A 21,656-nucleotide genomic window follows, 5' to 3' on the forward strand; every position below is an offset into this window, starting at 1 on the left:
CGTCTCGTTATAGCCAATGCAATTGATTCGCAACACGCGAAGCCAATCAGCCCCTATAAAGATTCGTGCGACACGGAGCGCTATCGATGTCCTCACGCCTTACCCGCCAGACCTCCTCCCCTTCCCGCGTGCTGTCGCTGCTGACCGCTGCCATCCTGATGGCCGGTGCTGCGCCGCTGATGGCTGCGACCGAACAACCGTCGCGCAACATGGGCGATTACTCGTTCGCCATCGGCCAGCAGCCGCTGGTGTCGGCGCTCAATGCCTTCACCGCCGTGACCGGTTGGCAGGTTGGCTTGCCGGCAGAATTGGGTCAGGGCGTGTCGTCACCGGGCGTGCGTGGCTCGCTGCCACCGGAAAAAGCCCTCGAGCGTCTGTTGGTGGGGACCAACCTGAGCTTCCGCAAAATCAGCAACAACAATGTCGTGCTGGAAAAGCGCAACGCCAGCGGCACGCTCAATCTCGATCAGGTGACCATCAGCGCCACCCGTCAGGAGCAGTCGGTCAACAGTGTGCCGGCCACCGTCACCGTGCAGACCCGTCAGGATCTGGACCGCAACAACGTCAACACCATCAAGGATCTGGTCCGCTACGAACCGGGTGTTTCCGTCGGCGGCGCCGGTCAGCGTGGCGGTATCAGCGGCTATAACATTCGCGGCATCGACGGCGACCGCATCCTGACTCAGGTGGATGGCGTCGAAGTCCCGGATGGTTTTTTCAACGGCCCGTATGCCAAGACCCAGCGCAATTACGTTGACCCGGAAATCGTCAAGCGCGTGGAAATTCTCCGTGGCCCGGCCTCGGTGCTGTACGGCAGCAACGCCATCGGCGGCGCCGTCAGCTACTACACCCTTGATGCCGACGACATCATCAAGCCGGGCAAAGACGTCGGTGCGCGCCTGAAAAGCGGTTACAGCTCCGCCGATGACAGCTGGCTGAAGTCCGCCACCGTCGCCGGCCGTGCCGACCAGTTCGACGGCTTGCTGCACTACAGCCAGCGCGACGGTCACGAGACCGATTCCTACGGCAGCAACAACGGCACCGGTCTGGAACGCACCGCCGCCAACCCGGAAGACGTCAACGCCTACAACGTGCTGGCCAAGATCGGCTGGAACTACAACGACGATTCGCGTCTGGGCCTGACCTACGAAAAGTACAAGGATGATCGCGACACCGATCAGAAAAGTGCCTACGGCGGCCCGTACTTCAACGGCGCCCCGACCATTCCGAACAGCGTGCTGCCCGGCGGCATGTACCAGTGGCGCACCGGTAACGACACCATCACCCGTGAGCGTTTCGGCATCGAGCACTCGTTCGCCCTCGACAGCCTGCTGGTCGACAACGTGAAGTGGAGCCTCAACCACCAGATCGCCAAGACCGACCAGAGCACCACCGAGTTCTACTACCCGATCACCCGTAAGGTGCTGCGTACTCGCGACACCATTTACGAAGAGAAACAATGGGTCTTCGATGCCCAACTGGACAAGGCGTTCGCCATCGGCGACACCGATCACGTGCTGACTTACGGCACCACTCTCAAGCAACAGAAAGTCACTGGCTCGCGCAGCGGCGACGGCACCTGCCTGGCCGTCGGTCGTGGCTGCACCGCCATCGGTGCGACCAGCACCGCTGACGTGTTGGCCAAGGCCACCGACTTCCCGGACCCGACCATCAACACCTACAGCGTGTTCGCTCAGGATCAGATCAGCTGGAACAACTGGACCTTCCTGCCGGGCCTGCGCTACGACTACACGCAGCTCAAGCCGCACATCACCCAGGAATTCCTTAACACCGTCGCAGCGGATGGCCAAGGCACAGTCAGCGACGACAACAAGACCTGGCACAAAGTCTCGCCGAAATTCGGCCTGACCTACGCCCTGTCCGAGAATTACACCTGGTACGGTCAGTACGCCGAAGGCTTCCGCACCCCAACCGCGAAAGCCCTGTACGGTCGCTTCGAAAACACCACCACCGGCTACAGCGTGGCGCCGAACCCGGACCTCGAACCGGAAAAAAGCAAAAGCTATGAAACCGGTCTGCGCGGCAACTTCGAACACGGCTCGTTCGACGTGGCGGTGTTCTATAACAAGTATCGCGACTTCATCAACGAAGACGCTGTGACCCCGGGACGCAACGAGCTGACCTTCCAGTCGGCCAACATCAAGCACGCCACCATCAAAGGTGCGGAAGTCAAAGGTCGTCTGAATCTGGATGCGTTCGGCGCACCGCAAGGCCTGTATACCCAAGGCTCGATTGCCTACGCCTACGGTCGCAACAACGACAACGGCGAGCCGATCAACAGCGTCAACCCGCTGACCGGCGTGTTCGGTCTGGGTTACGACCAGGACAACTACGGCGGCCTGCTGAGCTGGACCGTGGTGAAGAAAAAGGATCGCGTCGACGACAGCAACTTCAAGTCGCCGGATGGCATCAGCAGCCAATTCAAAACCCCGGGCTTCGGCATTCTTGATCTGGCCGGTTATTACAAAGTCACCGACGACGTCACCGTCAGCGGCGGCATCTACAACCTGACCGACAAGAAATACTGGCTGTGGGATGACGTGCGCGGTTACGACAGCGTCGGCGAAGCTTCGGTGACACAGCCGGCCAACCTTGATCGACTGACCCAACCGGGCCGCAACTTCGCGATCAATCTGATCTGGGACATCTGATCCGGCGAACCTCACGGCGCGTGTTCAGGCACCGCGCCGTGAGGTTTTTTTACGCTTGCACAGCGTCTTGTTCGTCTCGTTATCAAGCGCCTCTTTTATCAAGGACATGTCATGACCACTTCGGAAAAAGCCCTGCGTTCGCAACGCTTGAACCAGATCACCAATGAACCGCACAGCAAACTCGATGCATTGGTGAAGGCACACGCGCCGTTCGAGACCCGCGCCAACTTCGCCCGTTTTGTCGTCGCGCAGTACCTCTTTCAATCGGAACTGGTCGACCTCTACAACGACGCCGAACTGACCGCAATCGTCCCGGATCTGCCGGCCCGTTGCCGCGCCGAAGCGGCCAAGGTTGACCTCGCCGACCTCGACACCGAAGTGCCGGCGCCGGTCGCGGGCGCCGTAAAAAACCCAAGCAAGGCTCGTGCACTGGGCTGGATTTTCGTTTCCGAAGGCTCGAAGCTCGGCGCGGCGTTCCTGATCAAACGCGCTGTGGCGCTGGAGCTGAGCGAAACCTTTGGCGCCCGTCACCTCGGCGAGCCTGAAGGTGGCCGTGCGGAAGGCTGGAAAAGCTTTGTGCGTACCCTCGACTCGCTGCAGTTCACTGCCGAAGAAGAAGCCGAAGTCGAACAAGGCGCGATCGACGCGTTCAACCGCTTCACCGTGTTGCTGGAACAGGCTTACGCCACCGAAGCCGAAATGGCCTGAAGCAACACACATCCCCCTGTAGGAGTGAGCCTGCTCGCGATGGCGTCATGTCATTCAATATGAATGTCGACTGATACACCGCTATCGCGAGCAGGCTCACTCCTACAGGGGAACTGCGACAACCTGTAAGATCTCCCTTCCGCTTCAGAAGCCACCGCGTAGCCCATGCCGCAACCCGCCTCCTCGAAACTCGCCCGCGTGCTGTTCGGCCTCTTGGCCTACGTCAGCCTCGGCATCGGCCTGATCGCCATTGTCGTGCCCGGCCTGCCGACCACCGAGTTCATCCTTCTCGCCGCCTGGGCCGCAACCCGCAGCTCGCCGCGCCTGAGTGCCTGGCTGGAAAACCACCGGCTGTTCGGGCCGATCCTCAGCAACTGGCGCAACGGCAAGATCATCGCGCGCAAGGCCAAGGTCAGCGCCACGGTAAGCATGTTGCTGTGCGCCACGTTGATGCTGGTGATGCTCGATCACGGCTGGCCGGTTTATCTGGCGATTGCCGGAATGAGCCTGGGCAATCTGTGGATCTGGTCGCGCCCGGAATCCATTCGGGTCTGCACTGACCCGTCTTCACACTGAAACATCCCTGTAATTAATCCCCTTTTCAGCACTTTCCCCTGCGCAAACGTTTAGCGCTGACCGTTCGTCGGCACGCGACTCATGCCCTCTGCTCCCGCGCCGATGAGCATTGAATGGCGCTGAATGGATTTGGCGAACCGGGTAGCTCCTGCCCGAATGCCACCCGTTTATTCATTCGCGAGATCGCCCCATGTTCGACTCTCTGTCCATTCGCCTGAAAATCGTCCTGCTCTCCGGCCTGTGCCTGCTCGGTGTGGTCGCGCTGATCGTCGGCATGAACATTTACCAGACCAATCAGAACGACGAACTGGTCAGCAACTCCAGTAACCAGTTGCTCACCGCCAGTGTGCAGAATCTGTTGCAAGCCAAAGCCGCCGAACAAGCGGTGCGGGTGCAGAAAACCTTCGGCGAAAGCCTGACGGTGATCACTGCCGTAGCGGATCAGATCAAGGACATGCGTGTCATGGCCGCCAAGCGTTCGCTGGACGCCGGCGCCTTGCGCGAAGAGTTGAACCTGAGCCTGAAAACCGCTTTTGAACGCAACGACAAAGTGCTCGGCATCTGGCTCGCCTTTGAACCCAACGGCCTCGACGGCAAGGACAGCGAGTTTGTCAACGACGCCGCCCGCCAATCCAACGAAGCCGGGCGTTTCGCGACTTACTGGAGTCGCGCCGCCGGTGCCTCGCTGAACACGATCATGGTCGAAGAAGACCTGACCAAAACCACCCTCAGCGTCAGTGGCACGCCCTACAACAGTTGGTACACCTGCCCTCGCGACAACAAGCGCACCTGCCTGCTCGATCCGTATGCCGACACTGTCGGTGGCAAGGAAATGCTCATGACGACCATTTCTGTGCCGTTGATCATCGACGGCAAAGCCATCGGCGTGGTCGGTGTCGACATCGCCCTCGACGCCCTGCAAGCGGCGGCCGTGGATTCCCAGCGCAGCCTGTTCAACAACGCCGGGCACATGCTGATCGTCTCCGGCAGCGGCGTGCTCGCTGCCGACAGTTCCGACGCCACCAAGGTCGGTAAAAAAATCAGCGACACCCTCGGCGCCGACGGCAAGGACCTGCTGCAACTGGTCAGCAGCGGCACACCGAAGATTCTTGAACAAGGTGATTTGATTCGCGCCATTTACCCAGTCGATCCGATTGGCAACTCGCGCGCCTGGGGCGTGGTCATCGACCTGCCGAAACAAGTGCTGCTGGCTGACTCGGTCAAGCTGCAAGCAGTGCTCGATGATGCTCAGGAAACCGGTGTGATCACTGCGCTGCTGGTTGCCGTGGTCGCCGGTCTGGTCGGTCTGCTGCTGATCTGGCTGACCGCGTCCGGCGTCACCCGGCCGATCAATAGCGTTGCCGAGATGCTGAAGAACATCGCCAGCGGCGAGGGCGATCTGACCCAACGCCTGAACTACAGCAAGCAGGATGAGCTGGGCGAACTGGTGAACTGGTTCAACCGCTTCCTCGACAAGCTGCAACCGACCATCGCACAGATCAAACAGAGCATCACCGAAGCACGCGGCACCGCCGACCAGTCTTCAGAAATCGCCCGGCAGACCAGCGAAGGCATGCAGGTGCAATTCCGCGAGATCGACCAGGTCGCCACCGCCTCCAACGAAATGAGCGCCACCGCCCACGACGTCGCCAACAGCGCCTCCAACGCGGCCAATGCCGCGAAAGGTGCCGACCAGTCGGCCAAGGACGGCATGTCGATCATTGAGCGCAGCACCCGCGACATCAATCAACTGGCCGACGAAGTCAGCAAAGCCGTGACCGAAGTTGAAGCGTTAGCAGTCAACAGCGAGCAGATCGGCTCGGTGCTGGAAGTGATCCGCAGCATCGCCGAACAGACCAACCTGCTCGCCCTCAACGCAGCGATCGAAGCGGCCCGTGCCGGTGAGAGCGGTCGTGGTTTCGCGGTGGTTGCCGACGAGGTGCGCAACCTGGCCAAACGTACGCAGGATTCGGTGGAAGAAATTCGCATCGTGATCGAGCGCATTCAGACGGGAACGCGTGGCGTGGTCGCGACCATGCATTCGAGCCAGACCCAGGCGCACAACAACGCCGGGCAGATTCGTCAGGCGGTCGATGCACTGGGCAAGATCAGCGACGCGGTGACGGTGATCAGTGACATGAACCTGCAGATTGCCAGTGCGGCCGAGCAGCAAAGTGCGGTGGCCGAAGAGGTCAATCGCAATGTCTCGGCGATTCGCACCGTCACCGAGACGCTGACCGGACAAGCCACTGAGTCGGCGGCGATCAGCAGTCAGCTCAATGCCCTGGCCAGTCAGCAGATGAAGTTGATGGATCAGTTCCGCGTCTAAGCCACACCGTTGAACCCTGTGGGAGCGAGCTTGCTCGCGAATGCGGTCTGCCATTCAATGATGATGTTGAATGTGATGACCTCTTCGCGAGCAAGCTCGCTCCCACAGTGGTGAGTGTTCACCCGCTGGCGTTTTCATCTGACTCGAGATTGTTTTGCACTATCATCGCCCTCTCGCTCCGGAGGCCTTCGATGACTGATTTACTCACGTCCATTCAAGCCGCACTCGGCTTGTCGCACACGCCGGTTCCGTTCACCAGCAGCGGCGCCCTGCCCTCGGCATTCGCCGTCACCGACCTGGCCTGCGCGAGCATCGCCGCGGCCGGTCAGGCCGTCAGCGAATTGCTCCGGCAGCAGACCGGTCAGCGACCTGCCGTTGAAGTCGATCGTCGATTGGCCTCGTTCTGGTTCGCCACATCAATCCGTCCCATCGGCTGGCAAGTCCCGCCACTGTGGGATCCCGTCGCTGGCGACTATCAGACCCGCGACGGCTGGATCCGTCTGCACACCAATGCCCCGCATCACCGCGCCGCCGCTGAACGCGTGCTTGGTGCCTGCGCCGACCGTGGAGCGATGGCTGCCAAAGTCGCGCAATGGGCGAGTACGGATCTGGAGCAAGCGGTCGTCGAGGCCAAGGGCTGCGCGGCCGAGATGCGCAGTTGGACGCAGTGGCAGACGCATCCGCAGGGGCTGGCGGTGAATGCCGAACCGTTGGTGCATTTCCTGGATTCGTCGGATGAGAACAACCCAGCGTGGCAAGGCTCGGTGGCGCAACCGTTGGCGGGAATCAAGGTGCTGGATCTGACACGCGTGCTCGCCGGCCCCTCCGCCAGCCGTTTTCTCGCAGGCCTTGGCGCCAACGTGTTGCGCATCGATTCCCCGACCTGGAATGAGCCCGGTGTTGTTCCGGAAATGACCCTCGGCAAACGCTGCGCGCGGTTGAACTTGCATGATCCGGTTGATCGTGCGGTGTTCGAAGGATTGTTGAAAGACGCTGACATTCTGCTGCACGGTTACCGCGCCGATGCGCTGGAGAATCTTGGTTTCGGCTTTGAGCGCCGTCGCCAGCTCGCGCCGGGCCTGATCGACGCCGGCCTCAACGCATACGGCTGGAGCGGCCCGTGGCAGAACCGTCGAGGTTTCGACAGTCTGGTGCAGATGAGCAGCGGCATCGCCGAGGCCGGGCAGCGCTGGCAGCAGGCAGACAAACCGACGCCGTTGCCGGTGCAGGCGCTGGATCATGCGACCGGGTATTTGCTGGCGGCGAGTGCGCTCCGCCTGTTGACCGAGCGTTTGAACACGGGTCGCGGCGGCTCGGCGCGGTTGTCGCTGGCGCGGACGGCGAAATTGTTGATTGAATCTGGGCCGGGTACGAGTGAGGTATTGCGGGCGGAAGATGAGCGGGATCAGGGCTCATTTCTGGAACAGACCCCGTGGGGCCCGGCGCATCGCTTGCAGGTACCGGTGAGGATCAGCGGCACGCCGATTCAGTGGGCGTTGCCGGCTACAGAACTGGGTTCTCATCGACCACAGTGGACTTAAAAAGCCCCTCACCCTAACCCTCTCCCAGAGGGAGAGGGGACCGATTGGGGGATATTGAAGAGATTCATCGACTTGATCGATTGGCGCTGAATCCATAATCGACTCGGTCTTGCAGGTCGATGTATAGCGCAATACACCTCGGTCGGCCCACTCTCCCTCCGGGAGAGGGCTGGGGTGAGGGCTGCAATTTCAAGCCGAGCGATGATGTATCAATCTGCCCGGCTCAAAGATGTCCACAAAAGCTGCGCCGCATACCCTCGATAAGGCCGCCAGGCCTCGGCCCGTAACGACAATTCCCGCGCTGGCGGCCGCTCTCCTTCCAGTACCTCCAACGCTCGCAACAACCCGACATCTCCGGTCGGAAACCCATCCAGATCGCGCAACTGCCGCAACGCAATGTACTGCGCCGTCCACTCGCCAATCCCGTGCAACGCCATCAACCGCGCCACGCCACCCTCGCGATTAGGTTCAAACAATGAAGGCTCATCGAGCAACGCCTGCGCCACACCCGACAGCGTCCGCCCGCGACTTTTCGGCATGCCCAGCGCCGCCAGATCTGCCGCCGCCAACACGCCCGCCTCGGGAAACACGTGAGTCAGCCCCGGCACGCCCGAATCCAGCGGCGCGCCATATTGCGCAACCAGTTTCCCCGCCAGGCGAATCGCCGCAACCACGGTAATCTGCTGCCCGAGCACCGCGCGAAAGGCCAGTTCCAAGCCATCCCACGCCCCGGGAATCCGTAATCCCGGCCGCTCGGCAATCAACCGAGCCAGCAACGGATCATTCGCCAGATGCGCATGCATCACCGCCAGATCCGCATCCAGATCAAACATCCGCCGCAACCTGACAACGATCTCGGGCACCACCAACGGATCAGGAAAATCCAGCTCAACGGCCAAGGCATTCCCTGCCTCAGGCCAAATTGAAACCGTGCCATGAAGCCCGTTCAAAACGATGCTGCGTGAATACACACCATCGGCCACGGTCTCCATCCCGACCACCGCCCGTGCCGCGAGAAACCCCAACATCGCCTCCCAGTCATACGGCGGTGCATACGCAAGCGACAACCTCACAACGACAACACACCGCTGTACAACCCATACGCCGCCAGCCCCGCGCCGATGACCACGCAGGTGAAAATGCCTTTCTCGACATGAGTGAACAACGGCTCGCCCGCCTCACGCTTGGCCTTGGCAAACAAAATCACCCCTGGCGCATACAACAGCGCCGACAGCAGTAAATACTTCACCCCACCGGCGTACAACAACCACACCGCATAACCCAGGGCGATGCCGCCGATCAGCAGGTCCTTGGTGCGCTCGGCCGAAGCATGTTCGTAGGTTTCGCCGCGCCCGCTGAGCAGAACCGCGTACGCCGCCGACCACAAGTACGGCACCAGAATCATCGACGACGCCAGATAAATCAGACTGGTGTAAGTGCCCGCCGAAAACAGCGTGATCAACAGGAAGATCTGGATCATCACGTTGGTCAGCCACAACGCATTGACCGGGACGTGATTCTTGTTTTCCTTTTTCAGGAACGCCGGCATGGTTTTGTCCTTCGCCGTGGCGAAGAGAATCTCCGCACACAGCAGCGCCCACGACAACAACGCGCCGAGCAGTGAAATCGCCAGGCCAATGCTGATCAGCAACGCACCCCACGGCCCGACGATGTGCTCGAGCACCGCCGCCAGCGACGGGTTCTGCAGATTGGCCAATTCCGGCTGGCTCATGATCCCCAGCGACAGCACGTTGACCAGCACCAGCAGCGCCAGCACGCCGATAAAACCGATCACCGTGGCGCGGCCGACGTCGCTGCGTTTCTCCGCCCGCGCCGAGTACACACTGGCACCTTCGATACCGATGAACACAAACACGGTGACCAGCATCATATTGCGCACCTGATCCATTACCCCGCCGAAATTCGGGTTGCTGGTGCCCCAGATGTCGCGGGTAAAAATGTCAGCCTTGAACGCGACTGCGGCAATAACGATGAACATGATCAGCGGTACAACCTTGGCCACCGTGGTCAGCTGATTGATCAACGCCGCCTCCTTGATCCCGCGCATCACCAAAAAATGCACGGCCCACAGCAGCACCGACGCGCAGCCAATAGCGATCGGCGTATTGCCTTGGCCAAACACCGGAAAGAAGTAACCGAGGGTGCTGAACAGCAGCACGAAATAACCGACGTTGCCCAGCCACGCACTGATCCAGTAACCCCAGGCTGATGAGAAACCCATGTAGTCGCCAAAGCCGGCCTTGGCGTAGGCGTATACGCCGGAATCCAGTTCCGGCTTGCGATTGGCCAGGGTCTGAAAGACGAACGCCAGGGTCAACATGCCGATGGCCGTGATCCCCCAACCGATCAGAATCGCCCCGGCATCGGCGCGCGCCGCCATGTTCTGCGGCAGCGAGAAAATCCCCCCGCCAATCATCGAACCCACCACCAGGGCGATCAACGCGCCTAATCGCAGGTTTTGCGTCGGTTGCGACATTTCAGTTTCCCTTTGAATGTGTGGTGAGAATTTGGTTTTAAAGACGATTAACTAAACGGATAAAGGTAGATGACGTTTATCAAGTAACGCCAATTAACGCCCATTTATATATAGCCGATGACGCTAACGCCCTAGCACGCTAAGTCGGTTTTGTGCGCTGATCCCGATAATTCAATTCTGTACTGAAAACAGAGACAGAAAATTTGCCAAAAGCTGAAAAAGAACTAGCGTGATAATTCGAAAGTAATAATAGCCATTCCCAAAGATGTAGCCACAACGCCTCTGGGACGGGCCTTGCGGGCAGGAGCTTTATGCCTTCAGCCGAAGCCTAAGTCATTCATTAACAATGGAATGTGACCATGCACTGATCTACGTCAGCTGTTTGAACAGACAACAGAACTACGCTGTGATCTCTTCTCTCCTGCAATGGAGTCATGCAAATGTCTGAAGCTCCCGGAAAACTACGACTAGGTGCACTGGTTGCATTGGTAGTCGGTTCAATGATCGGTGGCGGGATATTCTCCTTGCCTCAAAACATGGCCGCCAGCGCCGACGTCGGTGCGGTACTTATCGGTTGGGCCATCACCGCTGTCGGCATGCTCACCCTCGCTTTTGTCTTTCAAACCCTCGCCAATCGCAAACCTGACCTGGACGGTGGTGTCTACGCCTACGCCAAGGCCGGATTTGGCGATTACATGGGTTTCTCGTCCGCTTGGGGTTACTGGATCAGCGCCTGGCTGGGTAACGTCGGTTACTTCGTTCTGCTGTTCAGCACTCTCGGCTATTTCTTTCCGGTTTTCGGTGAGGGCAACACCGTTGCTGCGGTGATTGGCGCCTCGGTGCTGCTGTGGGCCGTGCACTTTCTAGTGCTGCGCGGGATCAAGGAAGCGGCGTTCATCAACCTGGTGACCACGGTCGCCAAGGTCGTACCGCTGCTGCTGTTCGTACTGATTGCGGTGTTCGCCTTCAAACTGGACATCTTCACCGCCGACATCTGGGGCATCAAAAATCCGGATCTGGGCAGTGTGATGAACCAGGTGCGCAACATGATGCTGGTCACCGTGTGGGTGTTCATCGGTATCGAGGGCGCGAGCATCTTCTCCGCCCGCGCCGAAAAACGCTCCGACGTGGGTAAGGCCACCGTGATCGGCTTCATTACCGTGCTGCTGTTTCTGGTGCTGGTGAACGTGCTGTCGCTGGGCATCATGACCCAACCGGAACTGGCGAAACTGCAGAACCCGTCGATGGCCGCCGTGCTCGAGCATGTGGTCGGTCACTGGGGCGCGGTGCTGATCAGCGTCGGTCTGATCATCTCGCTGCTGGGGGCGCTGTTGTCGTGGGTGCTGCTGTGTGCGGAGATCATGTTCGCCGCTGCCAAAGACCACACCATGCCGGAGTTCCTGCGCAAGGAAAACGCCAACCACGTACCGGTCAACGCGCTGTGGCTGACCAACGCGATGGTGCAGATTTTCCTGATCATCACGCTGTTCTCGGCCAGTACTTACCTGTCGCTGATCTACCTCGCCACTTCGATGATTCTGGTGCCGTACCTGTGGTCGGCGGCCTATGCCCTGCTGCTGGCGGTGCGCGGCGAAAGCTACGAAGGCTTCGCGGCCGAGCGGCGCAAGGATCTGATTATCGGCGGCATCGCGTTGATCTACGCGGTGTGGCTGCTGTATGCCGGCGGGGTCAAGTATCTGCTGCTGTCGGCCCTGCTCTACGCACCCGGCGCGATCCTGTTCGCCAAGGCCAAGCTGGAACTCAAACAACCGGTTTTCACTAACGTCGAGAAGCTGATTTTCGCCGCAGTGGTCGCGGGCGCCCTGGTGGCGGCCTACGGTCTCTACGACGGCTTCCTGACTCTGTAACCCCTGATTATTTTGTTATCTGGAGGATCTGAAATGACCACGGAAAAAGTTAAGTACGGCGTCCATTCCGAAGCCGGCAAACTGCGCAAAGTCATGGTGTGCTCCCCAGGTCTGGCCCATCAGCGGCTGACCCCGAACAACTGCGATGAACTGCTGTTCGACGACGTGCTGTGGGTGGCCCAGGCCAAGCGCGACCACTTCGACTTCGTCACCAAGATGCGCGAGCGCGGCATCGACGTGCTGGAAATGCACAACCTGCTGACCGACATCGTCGCCATCCCGGAGGCGCTGGACTGGATTCTCGAGCGCAAGGTCACTGCCGATTCGGTGGGCCTGGGCCTGATCAACGAAGTCAAATCCTGGCTGAAAAGCCTAGAGCCACGGCACATCGCCGAATTCCTCATCGGTGGCGTGTCGGCCGATGATCTGCCGGACAGCTTCGGCGGCAAGATCATCGAAATGTACCGCGACTTTCTCGGCCATTCGAGCTTCATTCTGCCGCCGCTGCCGAACACTCAGTTCACCCGCGACACCACCTGCTGGATCTACGGCGGCGTGACGCTGAACCCGATGTACTGGCCAGCGCGCCGTCAGGAAACCCTGCTGACCACCGCCATCTACAAATTCCACCCGCAGTTCACCAATGCCGATTTCGAGATCTGGTACGGCGACCCGGACAAGGATCACGGCAGCTCTACCCTTGAGGGCGGCGACGTGATGCCGATCGGTAACGGCGTGGTGTTGATCGGTATGGGCGAACGCTCATCCCGCCAGGCCATCGGCCAACTGGCGCTGAACCTGTTCAAGAACAAAGCCGTGGAAAAAGTCATCGTCGCCGGCCTGCCGAAGTCCCGCGCGGCGATGCACCTGGACACCGTGTTCAGCTTCTGCGACCGCGACCTGGTGACAATTTTCCCGGAGGTGGTGAACCAGATCGTCGCCTTCACCCTGCGCCCTGACGAAAGCAAACAGGGCGGCATCGACATCCGCCGCGAAGAAGGCACCTTCCTCGACACCGTGGCCAAAGCCCTCAACCTGCCGAAGCTGCGCGTGGTGGAAACCGGCGGCAACAGCTTCGCCGCCGAACGCGAGCAATGGGACGACGGCAACAACGTGGTGGCCGTGGAACCGGGCGTGGTCATCGGCTACGACCGCAACACCTACACCAACACCCTGCTGCGCAAGGCCGGCGTGGAAGTCATCACCATCAGCGCCGGTGAACTGGGCCGAGGCCGTGGCGGTGGCCACTGCATGACCTGCCCGATCATCCGCGACCCGATCGATTACTAAACGACCATCTCCCCGGCCGCACACACCCCGTAGCGGCCGGGCCGATTACCGAATCCAAGGAGAATCATCATGGCGTTCAACATCCACAACCGTAACCTGCTCAGCCTCGAACACCACACCCCACGTGAGCTGCGTTACCTGCTCGACCTGTCCCGCGACCTCAAACGCGCGAAATACACCGGCACCGAGCAACAACACCTGAAGGGCAACAACATCGCCCTGATCTTCGAAAAAACCTCGACCCGTACCCGTTGCGCGTTCGAAGTGGCGGCCTATGACCAAGGCGCCAACGTCACCTACATCGACCCGAACTCGTCGCAGATCGGCCACAAAGAAAGCATGAAAGACACCGCCCGTGTGCTGGGGCGCATGTACGACGCCATCGAATACCGTGGCTTCAAACAGGAAATCGTCGAAGAGCTGGCCAAGTTCGCCGGTGTGCCGGTGTTCAACGGTCTGACCGACGAATATCACCCGACGCAAATGATCGCCGACGTGCTGACCATGCGTGAACACGCCGACAAGCCGATCCATGAAATCAGCTACGCCTACCTCGGCGACGCGCGCAACAACATGGGCAACTCACTGCTGCTGGTCGGCGCCAAACTCGGCATGGACGTGCGCATCTGTGCACCGAAAGCCCTGTGGCCACTGGATGATCTGGTCGAGCGGTGCCACAAATATGCGGAAGAAAGTGGCGCACGTATCACCCTGACTGAAGACCCGAAAGCGGCGGTCAAAGGCGTCGACTTCATCCACACCGACGTCTGGGTATCGATGGGCGAGCCGGTGGAAGCCTGGGCCGAGCGTATCCAGCAACTGCTGCCGTATCAGGTCAACGCCGAACTGATGAAAGCCAGCGGCAACCCGCGCACCAAGTTCATGCACTGCCTGCCGGCGTTCCACAACAGTGATACCAAGGTCGGCAAACAGATCGCCGAGCAGTATCCGCACCTGAAAAACGGCATCGAAGTGACCGACGACGTGTTCGAGTCGCCAGCCTGCATCGCCTTCGAGCAAGCGGAAAACCGCATGCACACAATCAAGGCGATTCTGGTCTCGACCCTGGCTGATCTGTAACTGAAATAGCTCCCACTGAAGGAACCGGTACCAAAGGTGGGAGCTAGCCTGCTAGCGAAAGCGGTGGGTCATTCAACAGTGATGTCGACTGATCTGACGCCTTCGCGAGCAGGCTCGCTCCCACAGGGGATCCCGGTTCCGACAGGAAGATCGAGTTGTTTGCCTCTTCTCTGATTAAAAGGACATGCACCATGCGTATCGTCGTAGCGCTGGGCGGTAACGCCCTGCTCCGCCGTGGTGAACCGATGACCGCTGACAATCAGCGCGCCAACATCCGCATCGCCACCGAGCAAATCGCCAAGATCCATCCCGGCAACCAACTGGTCATCGCCCACGGCAATGGCCCGCAAGTCGGCCTGTTGTCGCTGCAAGCGGCGGCCTACACCTCCGTCACCCCTTACCCGCTGGACGTGCTCGGTGCCGAAACCGAAGGCATGATCGGCTACATCATCGAACAGGAACTGGGCAACCTGCTCGATTTCGAAGTGCCGTTCGCCACCTTGTTGACCCAGGTGGAAGTCGACGCCAAGGATCCGGCCTTCCAGAACCCGACCAAACCCATCGGCCCGGTCTACGACAAGGCTGAAGCGGAAAAACTCGCCGCCGAAAAAGGCTGGGCGATTGCCCCGGACGGCGACAAATTCCGCCGCGTGGTCGCCAGTCCACGGCCAAAACGCATCTTCGAAATCCGCCCGATCAAGTGGTTGCTGGACAAGGGCAGCATCGTGATTTGCGCCGGTGGCGGCGGGATTCCGACCATGTACGACGAGAACCGTAACCTCAAGGGTATCGAGGCGGTGATCGACAAGGACCTGTGCTCGTCGCTGCTCGCCGAGCAACTGGAAGCCGACCTGCTGGTAATCGCCACGGACGTCAACGCGGCGTTCATCGATTACGGCAAACCAACGCAAAAAGCCATCGCCGAAGCGCACCCGGATGAGCTGGAACGCCTCGGCTTCGCCGCCGGCTCGATGGGGCCGAAGGTGCAGGCAGCCTGCGAATTTGCGCGCCATACTGGCAAGGTTGCGGTGATCGGTTCGCTGGCGGACATCGAAGCGATTGTCCAGGGCACTGCCGGTACTCGCGTGACCACTGCGAAGCCGGGCATCACTTACCGATAATTAGAAACTCCGGGGGCAGACCGAGGGTCTGCCCTTCTCCCATGCCTTGAAAGGAGAAAACCATGGCCCAATTCGAACCCGGTCGCCTGCACATCGAGCGGCATGCGTTGACGCCGGATGACGTCAGTTACAACGTGCACCTCGACTATGAAGTGTTCAGCGATCCGAAAAAAGGCAAAGGGATACAGTTCACCCTGCATGGCAGCATGCAGGGCAAGGACATGAAGGAAACGTTTTTCCTGCCCAAGGAAGAGGCTTACAACTTCGCCCGTGACGTGACCCGGATCGCCGAGAAGTACGGGATTCCCAAGGCTCACAGCCAGATCGGTTCGGTGCACAAGCATTACGATCTGATGTTTGAAGACATTCGGCAGAAGTTGAATATGCAATCCGGGGATCCGGTCAATCTTGAGCATTTCGAGTAACCCGCAAAAGCCCCTCACCCTAACCCTCTCCCGGAGGGAGAGGGGACTGATTGGGGGATGCTCTAGAGTTACACTGACCTGACCTTGCTTTACCGAATCCATAATCGACTGGTTCTTTCAGGTCGATGTCAAACCTCAGACACCTCGGTCGGCTCCCTCTCCCCCTGGGAGAGGGCTGGGCGGGCGGCGTTTCCGATGAGGGTGCTTTTGCTTTCACCTCTCTCCAAGCCCAAGGCATACTTGCCACCCTCCGCTCTGCAGATCACTGAACCGCCCCATGCGTATCCACGTCAGCTTCATAGACCGCGTCGGCATCACCCAGGAAGTCCTGGCTATCCTCGGTGGGCGCAATCTCAATCTGGATGCGGTGGAGATGATCCCGCCCAACGTCTACATCGATGCCCCGACCCTGAGCCCGCAAGTGCTCGAAGAGCTGAAAGATGCGTTGTTTCGCGTGCTCGGCGTGGAAGCGGTGACCGTGGTCGACATCCTCCCCGGCCAGCGTCGACACCTGCAACTCGATGCCCTGCTCGCGGCGATGACCGATCCCGTTTTGGCGCTCGACAGTGCCGGCAAGGTGCTGCTGGCCAACCCGGCGTTGATCGCGTTGTACGGCCGCGAACCGGCGGGTGAAAGCGTCTCTGAACTGTTCAACGATCCCGGCCTGCTCGACACCTTGCTCGAACACGGCTTCCGTTTGCCACTGCGCGAAATCACCGTCAACGGCCAGACCTTGCTGCTCGACGCCACGCCGATCACTGACGCCGGCGCTCTGCTGACCTTGTATCAACCGAACCGCATCGGCGAACAACTCTCGGCGCTGCACCACGACCACGCCGAAGGTTTCGACGCGCTGCTCGGCGAGTCCCCGGCGATTCGTACGCTCAAGGCCCGCGCGCAAAGAGTCGCCGCTCTTGATGCACCGCTGTTGATTCAAGGCGAAACCGGCACCGGTAAAGAACTGGTCGCCCGCGCCTGCCACGCCATCAGCGCGCGACACAGTGCACCGTTTCTGGCCCTCAACTGCGCAGCCCTACCGGAGAACCTCGCCGAAAGCGAGCTGTTCGGCTACGCCCCCGGCGCCTTCACGGGAGCAGCGCGTGGCGGCAAACCGGGGCTGATGGAACTGGCCAACCAGGGCACGGTGTTTCTCGATGAGATCGGCGAGATGTCGCCGTACTTGCAGGCCAAGCTGCTGCGTTTCTTGAACGACGGCAGCTTCCGCCGCGTGGGCGGTGATCGCGAAGTGAAGGTCAACGTGCGCATCCTCAGCGCGACCCACCGCGATCTGGAAAAAATGGTCAGCGAAGGCTTGTTCCGCGAAGACCTGTTCTATCGTCTCAACGTGCTCAACGTTGAAGTGCCGCCGCTGCGCGAACGCGGGCAGGACATCCTGCTGCTGGCGCGGTATTTCATGCAGCAAGCCTGCGCGCAGATCCAGCGCCCGGTGTGCCGCCTCGCTCCGGGGACCTACCCGGCGCTGCTCGGCAATCGCTGGCCGGGCAATGTGCGGCAATTGCAGAACGTGATCTTCCGTGCGGCGGCGATTTGCGAGAGTAGCCTGGTGGATATTGGCGATCTCGATATTGCTGGCACCTCGGTGGCGCGTCAGGCTGACAGCGATGTCGACAGCCTCGAACAAGCGGTCGAAGCTTTTGAGCGATCGCTGCTGGAAAAACTCTACGTCAGCTACCCCTCGACCCGCCAACTGGCCAGCCGCCTGCAAACTTCGCACACAGCCATTGCCCATCGCCTGCGCAAATACGGCATTCCCAACAAACCCTGAAAAACCACAAATCCCCTGTAGGAGTGAGCCTGCTCGCGATAGCGGTTTGACATTCAACATTTGCGACGTCTGACAGACCGCTATCGCGAGCAGGCTCACTCCTACATTTATTTGTGGCGCATTCGAAATCCGTTCAAAAACGACCTCCACCTGTACTGAAAGCGCTACAGCGGAACGATATCGCTACACCCTCCTCCGATCACCGCTGTGCAAGGCTTTGATCCCGTTCAGCTTTTATCCTCGCTCCATGCTGTAGCGATTTCGCTACAGGCATCTCTGAACCTTCGACCTCTCCAATATCTAATTCATTGATTTATAACGATAAATCAACATTGGCCACATTCTTGCTAATCAACCCTTCATAAATAAGGGCCTTCGCGCCCGACTATTCCACCGCGTCCACCAGACGAGTCTGGCCCCCTGAGGAGTTTCCATGAGCGAGTTGCGTTTTACTGAAGATCACGAATGGCTGCGCACAGAAGCTGACGGCAGCGTTACTGTCGGCATCACCGCTTTCGCGCAGAACGCCCTGGGCGACGTGGTGTTCGTGCAACTGCCTGAGCTGCAGGCTTACGAAAAAGGCGCTGAAGCCGCCACCGTGGAATCGGTGAAAGCCGCCAGCGGCGTGTACATGCCCCTCGACGGCGACGTACTGGAAGTCAACCCGGCGCTGGAAGACGCCCCGGAACTGGTCAACGAAGATCCGCTGGGCGAAGGCTGGTTCTTCCGCTTCCAGCCTGCCGACGCATCGGCCGTGGCCAAATTGCTCGATCAGGACGCGTACGACCGTCTGATCAAAGCCCAAGCCGAAGCCTGAGGAACACCGACATGACTCAAGTAAACCTTGGCACCGCCAACGAATTCATCGCCCGTCACATCGGCCCGCGCGCCGGTGACGAGCAAACCATGCTCAACAGCCTCGGCTTCGACTCGCTTGAAGCCCTGAGCGCCAGCGTCATTCCGGAAAGCATCAAGGGCACCAGCGTGCTCGGCATGGACGACGGCCTCAGCGAAGCCGATGCCCTGGCGATGATCAAATCGATCGCCGGCAAGAATCAGTTGTTCAAGACCTACATCGGCCAGGGCTACTACAACTGCCACACGCCGTCGCCGATCCTGCGCAACCTCCTGGAAAACCCGGCCTGGTACACCGCGTACACGCCGTACCAGCCAGAAATTTCCCAAGGTCGTCTCGAAGCGCTGCTGAACTTCCAGACGATGATCAGCGACCTCACCGGTCTGCCGATTGCCAACGCCTCGCTGCTCGACGAAGCCACCGCCGCTGCCGAAGCCATGACCTTCTGCAAACGCCTGAGCAAGAACAAGGGCAGCCACCAGTTCTTCGCCTCGATCCACAGCCACCCGCAAACCCTTGACGTGCTGCGCACTCGTGCCGAGCCGCTGGGCATCGAAGTGGTTGTTGGCGATGAGCGTGAACTGACTGACGTGACGCCGTTCTTCGGCGCGCTGCTGCAATACCCGGCCAGCAACGGTGATGTGTTCGACTATCGCGAACTGACCGAACGCTTCCACGCCGCCAACGCCTTGGTCGCAGTCGCCGCTGACCTGCTGGCCCTGACCTTGCTGACCGCCCCGGGCGAGTTCGGCGCGGACGTCGCCATCGGTTCCGCGCAACGCTTCGGCGTGCCGCTGGGCTTTGGTGGCCCGCACGCCGCTTACTTCTCCACCAAAGATGCGTTCAAGCGCGACATGCCGGGCCGTCTGGTCGGTGTCTCGGTTGACCGTTTCGGCAAGCCGGCGCTGCGCCTGGCGATGCAGACCCGCGAGCAACACATCCGCCGCGAGAAGGCCACGTCGAACATCTGCACCGCACAAGTGCTGCTGGCCAACATCGCCAGCATGTACGCCGTCTACCACGGCCCGAAAGGCCTGGCGCAGATCGCCAATCGCGTGCATCACCTGACCGCGATTCTGGCCAAAGGCCTGACCGCGCTGGGCGCTAACGTCGAACAAGCCAGTTTCTTCGACACCCTGACCGTCGCCACCGGCGCAAACACCGCCGCGCTGCACGACAAGGCCCACGCTCAGCAGATCAACCTGCGCGTGATCGACGCTCAGCGTCTTGGCCTGTCGGTCGACGAAACCACCACCCAAGCTGACATCGAAACCCTGTGGGGCCTGTTCGCCGACGGCAAGACTCTGCCGGATTTCGCTGCTCTCGCCGTCTCGGTGCAGAGCACCATCCCAGCATCGCTGGTACGTCAGTCGCCGATCCTCAGCCACCCGGTGTTCAACCGTTATCACTCGGAAACCGAGCTGATGCGCTACCTGCGCAAACTGGCGGACAAGGATCTGGCCCTGGATCGCACCATGATCCCGCTGGGTTCGTGCACCATGAAACTCAACGCTGCCAGCGAAATGATCCCGGTGACCTGGGCTGAATTCGGTGCCCTGCACCCGTTCGCCCCGGCCGCACAAAGTGCCGGTTACCAGCAACTGACCTTTGAGCTGGAAGCGATGCTCTGTGCCGCGACCGGTTACGACGCGATCTCACTGCAACCAAACGCCGGTTCGCAAGGTGAATACGCTGGCCTGCTGGCGATCCGCGCCTACCACCAGAGCCGTGGCGATGAGCGCCGCGACATCTGCCTGATCCCGTCGTCCGCCCACGGCACCAACCCGGCCACCGCCAACATGGCTGGCATGCGCGTCGTCGTGACTGCCTGCGATGCCCGTGGCAACGTCGACATCGAAGACCTGCGCGCCAAAGCCATCGAGCACCGCGAACACCTCGCCGCGCTGATGATCACTTACCCGTCGACCCACGGCGTGTTCGAAGAAGGCATCCGCGAAATCTGCGGGATCATTCATGATAACGGCGGCCAAGTATACATCGACGGCGCCAACATGAACGCGATGGTTGGCCTCTGTGCACCGGGCAAGTTCGGCGGTGACGTTTCGCACCTGAACCTGCACAAAACCTTCTGCATCCCGCACGGCGGTGGCGGCCCGGGCGTTGGCCCGATTGGCGTGAAATCGCACCTGACCCCGTTCCTGCCGGGCCACGGCCAGATGGAACGCAAGGAAGGCGCGGTCTGTGCAGCACCGTTCGGCAGCGCAAGTATTTTGCCGATCACCTGGATGTACATTCGCATGATGGGCGGCGCAGGCCTGAAACGCGCTTCGCAGTTGGCGATCCTCAATGCCAACTACATTTCCCGTCGCCTCGAAGAGCACTACCCAGTGCTGTACACCGGCAGCAACGGTCTGGTCGCGCACGAATGCATTCTGGATCTGCGTCCATTGAAAGACAGCAGCGGCATCAGCGTCGATGACGTCGCCAAACGCCTGATCGACTTCGGCTTCCACGCACCGACCATGTCGTTCCCGGTCGCGGGCACGCTGATGATCGAGCCGACCGAAAGTGAATCCAAAGAAGAACTGGACCGCTTCTGCGACGCCATGATCCGCATCCGCGAAGAAATCCGCGCGGTGGAAAACGGCACGCTGGACAAGGACGACAACCCGCTGAAAAACGCTCCGCACACGGCGGCAGAGCTGGTTGGCGAGTGGACTCACCCGTACAGCCGCGAGCAGGCCGTGTACCCGGTCGCGTCGCTGATCGAAGGCAAATACTGGCCACCGGTCGGTCGTGTCGACAACGTTTTCGGCGATCGCAACCTGGTCTGCGCCTGCCCGTCGATCGAAAGCTACGCTTAATGGAATGAGGGGCAGGAATACCTGCCTCTTTTTCCAGAACACCACAAATCCCTGTGGGAGCGAGCTTGCTCGCGAATGCGGT

At 60.3% G+C, this 21,656-nt stretch carries 14 protein-coding genes and 2 pseudogenes; 14 read left to right on the plus strand and 2 right to left on the minus strand.

All coding sequences use genetic code 11. From position 1 onward, the window contains the following. Positions 1–86: 86 nt before the first annotated feature. The 6 genes and pseudogenes from AB4N74_RS16990 to AB4N74_RS17015 all read left to right on the plus strand — a co-directional run bounded on the left by AB4N74_RS16990 (position 87) and on the right by AB4N74_RS17015 (position 7,826). A complete protein-coding gene (locus AB4N74_RS16990) occupies positions 87–2,672 on the plus strand; it encodes a TonB-dependent receptor (protein ID WP_460096687.1) in 2,586 nt (861 codons plus the stop codon). A 111-nt stretch (positions 2,673–2,783) separates the two neighbouring features. Continuing rightward, positions 2,784–3,380 carry a biliverdin-producing heme oxygenase gene (locus AB4N74_RS16995; protein ID WP_460096688.1) on the plus strand — a complete coding sequence of 199 codons (597 nt, stop codon included), beginning with the start codon at positions 2,784–2,786 and terminating at the stop codon, positions 3,378–3,380. A gap of 165 nt (positions 3,381–3,545) precedes the next feature. Next, positions 3,546–3,956 carry a YbaN family protein gene (locus tag AB4N74_RS17000; RefSeq protein ID WP_064119128.1) on the plus strand — a complete coding sequence of 137 codons (411 nt, stop codon included), beginning with the start codon at positions 3,546–3,548 and terminating at the stop codon, positions 3,954–3,956. A 463-nt stretch (positions 3,957–4,419) separates the two neighbouring features. Further along, positions 4,420–5,379, plus strand: a pseudogene (locus AB4N74_RS17005) (methyl-accepting chemotaxis protein); the annotation flags it as partial. Between the two features lie 378 nt (positions 5,380–5,757). Further along, positions 5,758–6,285, plus strand: a pseudogene (locus AB4N74_RS17010) (methyl-accepting chemotaxis protein); the annotation flags it as partial. A 191-nt stretch (positions 6,286–6,476) separates the two neighbouring features. Further along, a complete protein-coding gene (locus AB4N74_RS17015) occupies positions 6,477–7,826 on the plus strand; it encodes a CoA transferase (protein WP_460096689.1) in 1,350 nt (449 codons plus the stop codon). Between the two features lie 209 nt (positions 7,827–8,035). Here AB4N74_RS17015 and AB4N74_RS17020 read toward each other — a convergent pair whose 3' ends face one another. Further along, positions 8,036–8,899, minus strand: a complete 864-nt coding sequence (locus tag AB4N74_RS17020) for a DNA-3-methyladenine glycosylase family protein (protein WP_460096690.1) — start codon at positions 8,897–8,899, stop codon at positions 8,036–8,038. Then, entirely contained in the window at positions 8,896–10,323 is a 1,428-nt protein-coding gene (gene arcD, locus AB4N74_RS17025) for an arginine-ornithine antiporter (RefSeq protein WP_460096691.1), read from the minus strand. The genes AB4N74_RS17020 and arcD (AB4N74_RS17025) overlap by 4 nt, the downstream gene beginning before the upstream one ends. A gap of 440 nt (positions 10,324–10,763) precedes the next feature. Between arcD (AB4N74_RS17025) and arcD (AB4N74_RS17030) the strand changes: the two genes are divergently transcribed. The 8 genes from arcD (AB4N74_RS17030) (at position 10,764) to gcvP (ending at position 21,574) form a co-directional block, all read left to right on the plus strand. Further along, positions 10,764–12,191 carry an arginine-ornithine antiporter gene (gene arcD / locus AB4N74_RS17030; protein WP_093430475.1) on the plus strand — a complete coding sequence of 476 codons (1,428 nt, stop codon included), beginning with the start codon at positions 10,764–10,766 and terminating at the stop codon, positions 12,189–12,191. A 33-nt stretch (positions 12,192–12,224) separates the two neighbouring features. Continuing rightward, positions 12,225–13,481: an arginine deiminase gene (arcA, locus tag AB4N74_RS17035; protein WP_116255073.1), complete on the plus strand. Its 1,257-nt coding sequence runs from the start codon at positions 12,225–12,227 to the stop codon at positions 13,479–13,481. A 69-nt stretch (positions 13,482–13,550) separates the two neighbouring features. After that, complete coding sequence (locus AB4N74_RS17040) at positions 13,551–14,561, plus strand: ornithine carbamoyltransferase (protein WP_008086805.1); 1,011 nt, start codon at positions 13,551–13,553, stop codon at positions 14,559–14,561. Between the two features lie 191 nt (positions 14,562–14,752). Then, positions 14,753–15,682: a carbamate kinase gene (gene arcC / locus AB4N74_RS17045; RefSeq protein ID WP_034153407.1), complete on the plus strand. Its 930-nt coding sequence runs from the start codon at positions 14,753–14,755 to the stop codon at positions 15,680–15,682. A gap of 62 nt (positions 15,683–15,744) precedes the next feature. Continuing rightward, complete coding sequence (locus AB4N74_RS17050) at positions 15,745–16,107, plus strand: DUF5064 family protein (protein ID WP_116255075.1); 363 nt, start codon at positions 15,745–15,747, stop codon at positions 16,105–16,107. Between the two features lie 277 nt (positions 16,108–16,384). Then, positions 16,385–17,893: a sigma-54-dependent transcriptional regulator gene (locus AB4N74_RS17055; protein ID WP_099757004.1), complete on the plus strand. Its 1,509-nt coding sequence runs from the start codon at positions 16,385–16,387 to the stop codon at positions 17,891–17,893. A gap of 433 nt (positions 17,894–18,326) precedes the next feature. Continuing rightward, a complete protein-coding gene (gene gcvH, locus AB4N74_RS17060) occupies positions 18,327–18,710 on the plus strand; it encodes a glycine cleavage system protein GcvH (RefSeq protein ID WP_099757005.1) in 384 nt (127 codons plus the stop codon). Positions 18,711–18,721: 11 nt separating this feature from the next. Then, complete coding sequence (gene gcvP, locus AB4N74_RS17065) at positions 18,722–21,574, plus strand: aminomethyl-transferring glycine dehydrogenase (protein ID WP_460096693.1); 2,853 nt, start codon at positions 18,722–18,724, stop codon at positions 21,572–21,574. Positions 21,575–21,656: the final 82 nt, after the last annotated feature.

Source organism: Pseudomonas sp. H3_C08, assembly GCF_054669455.1.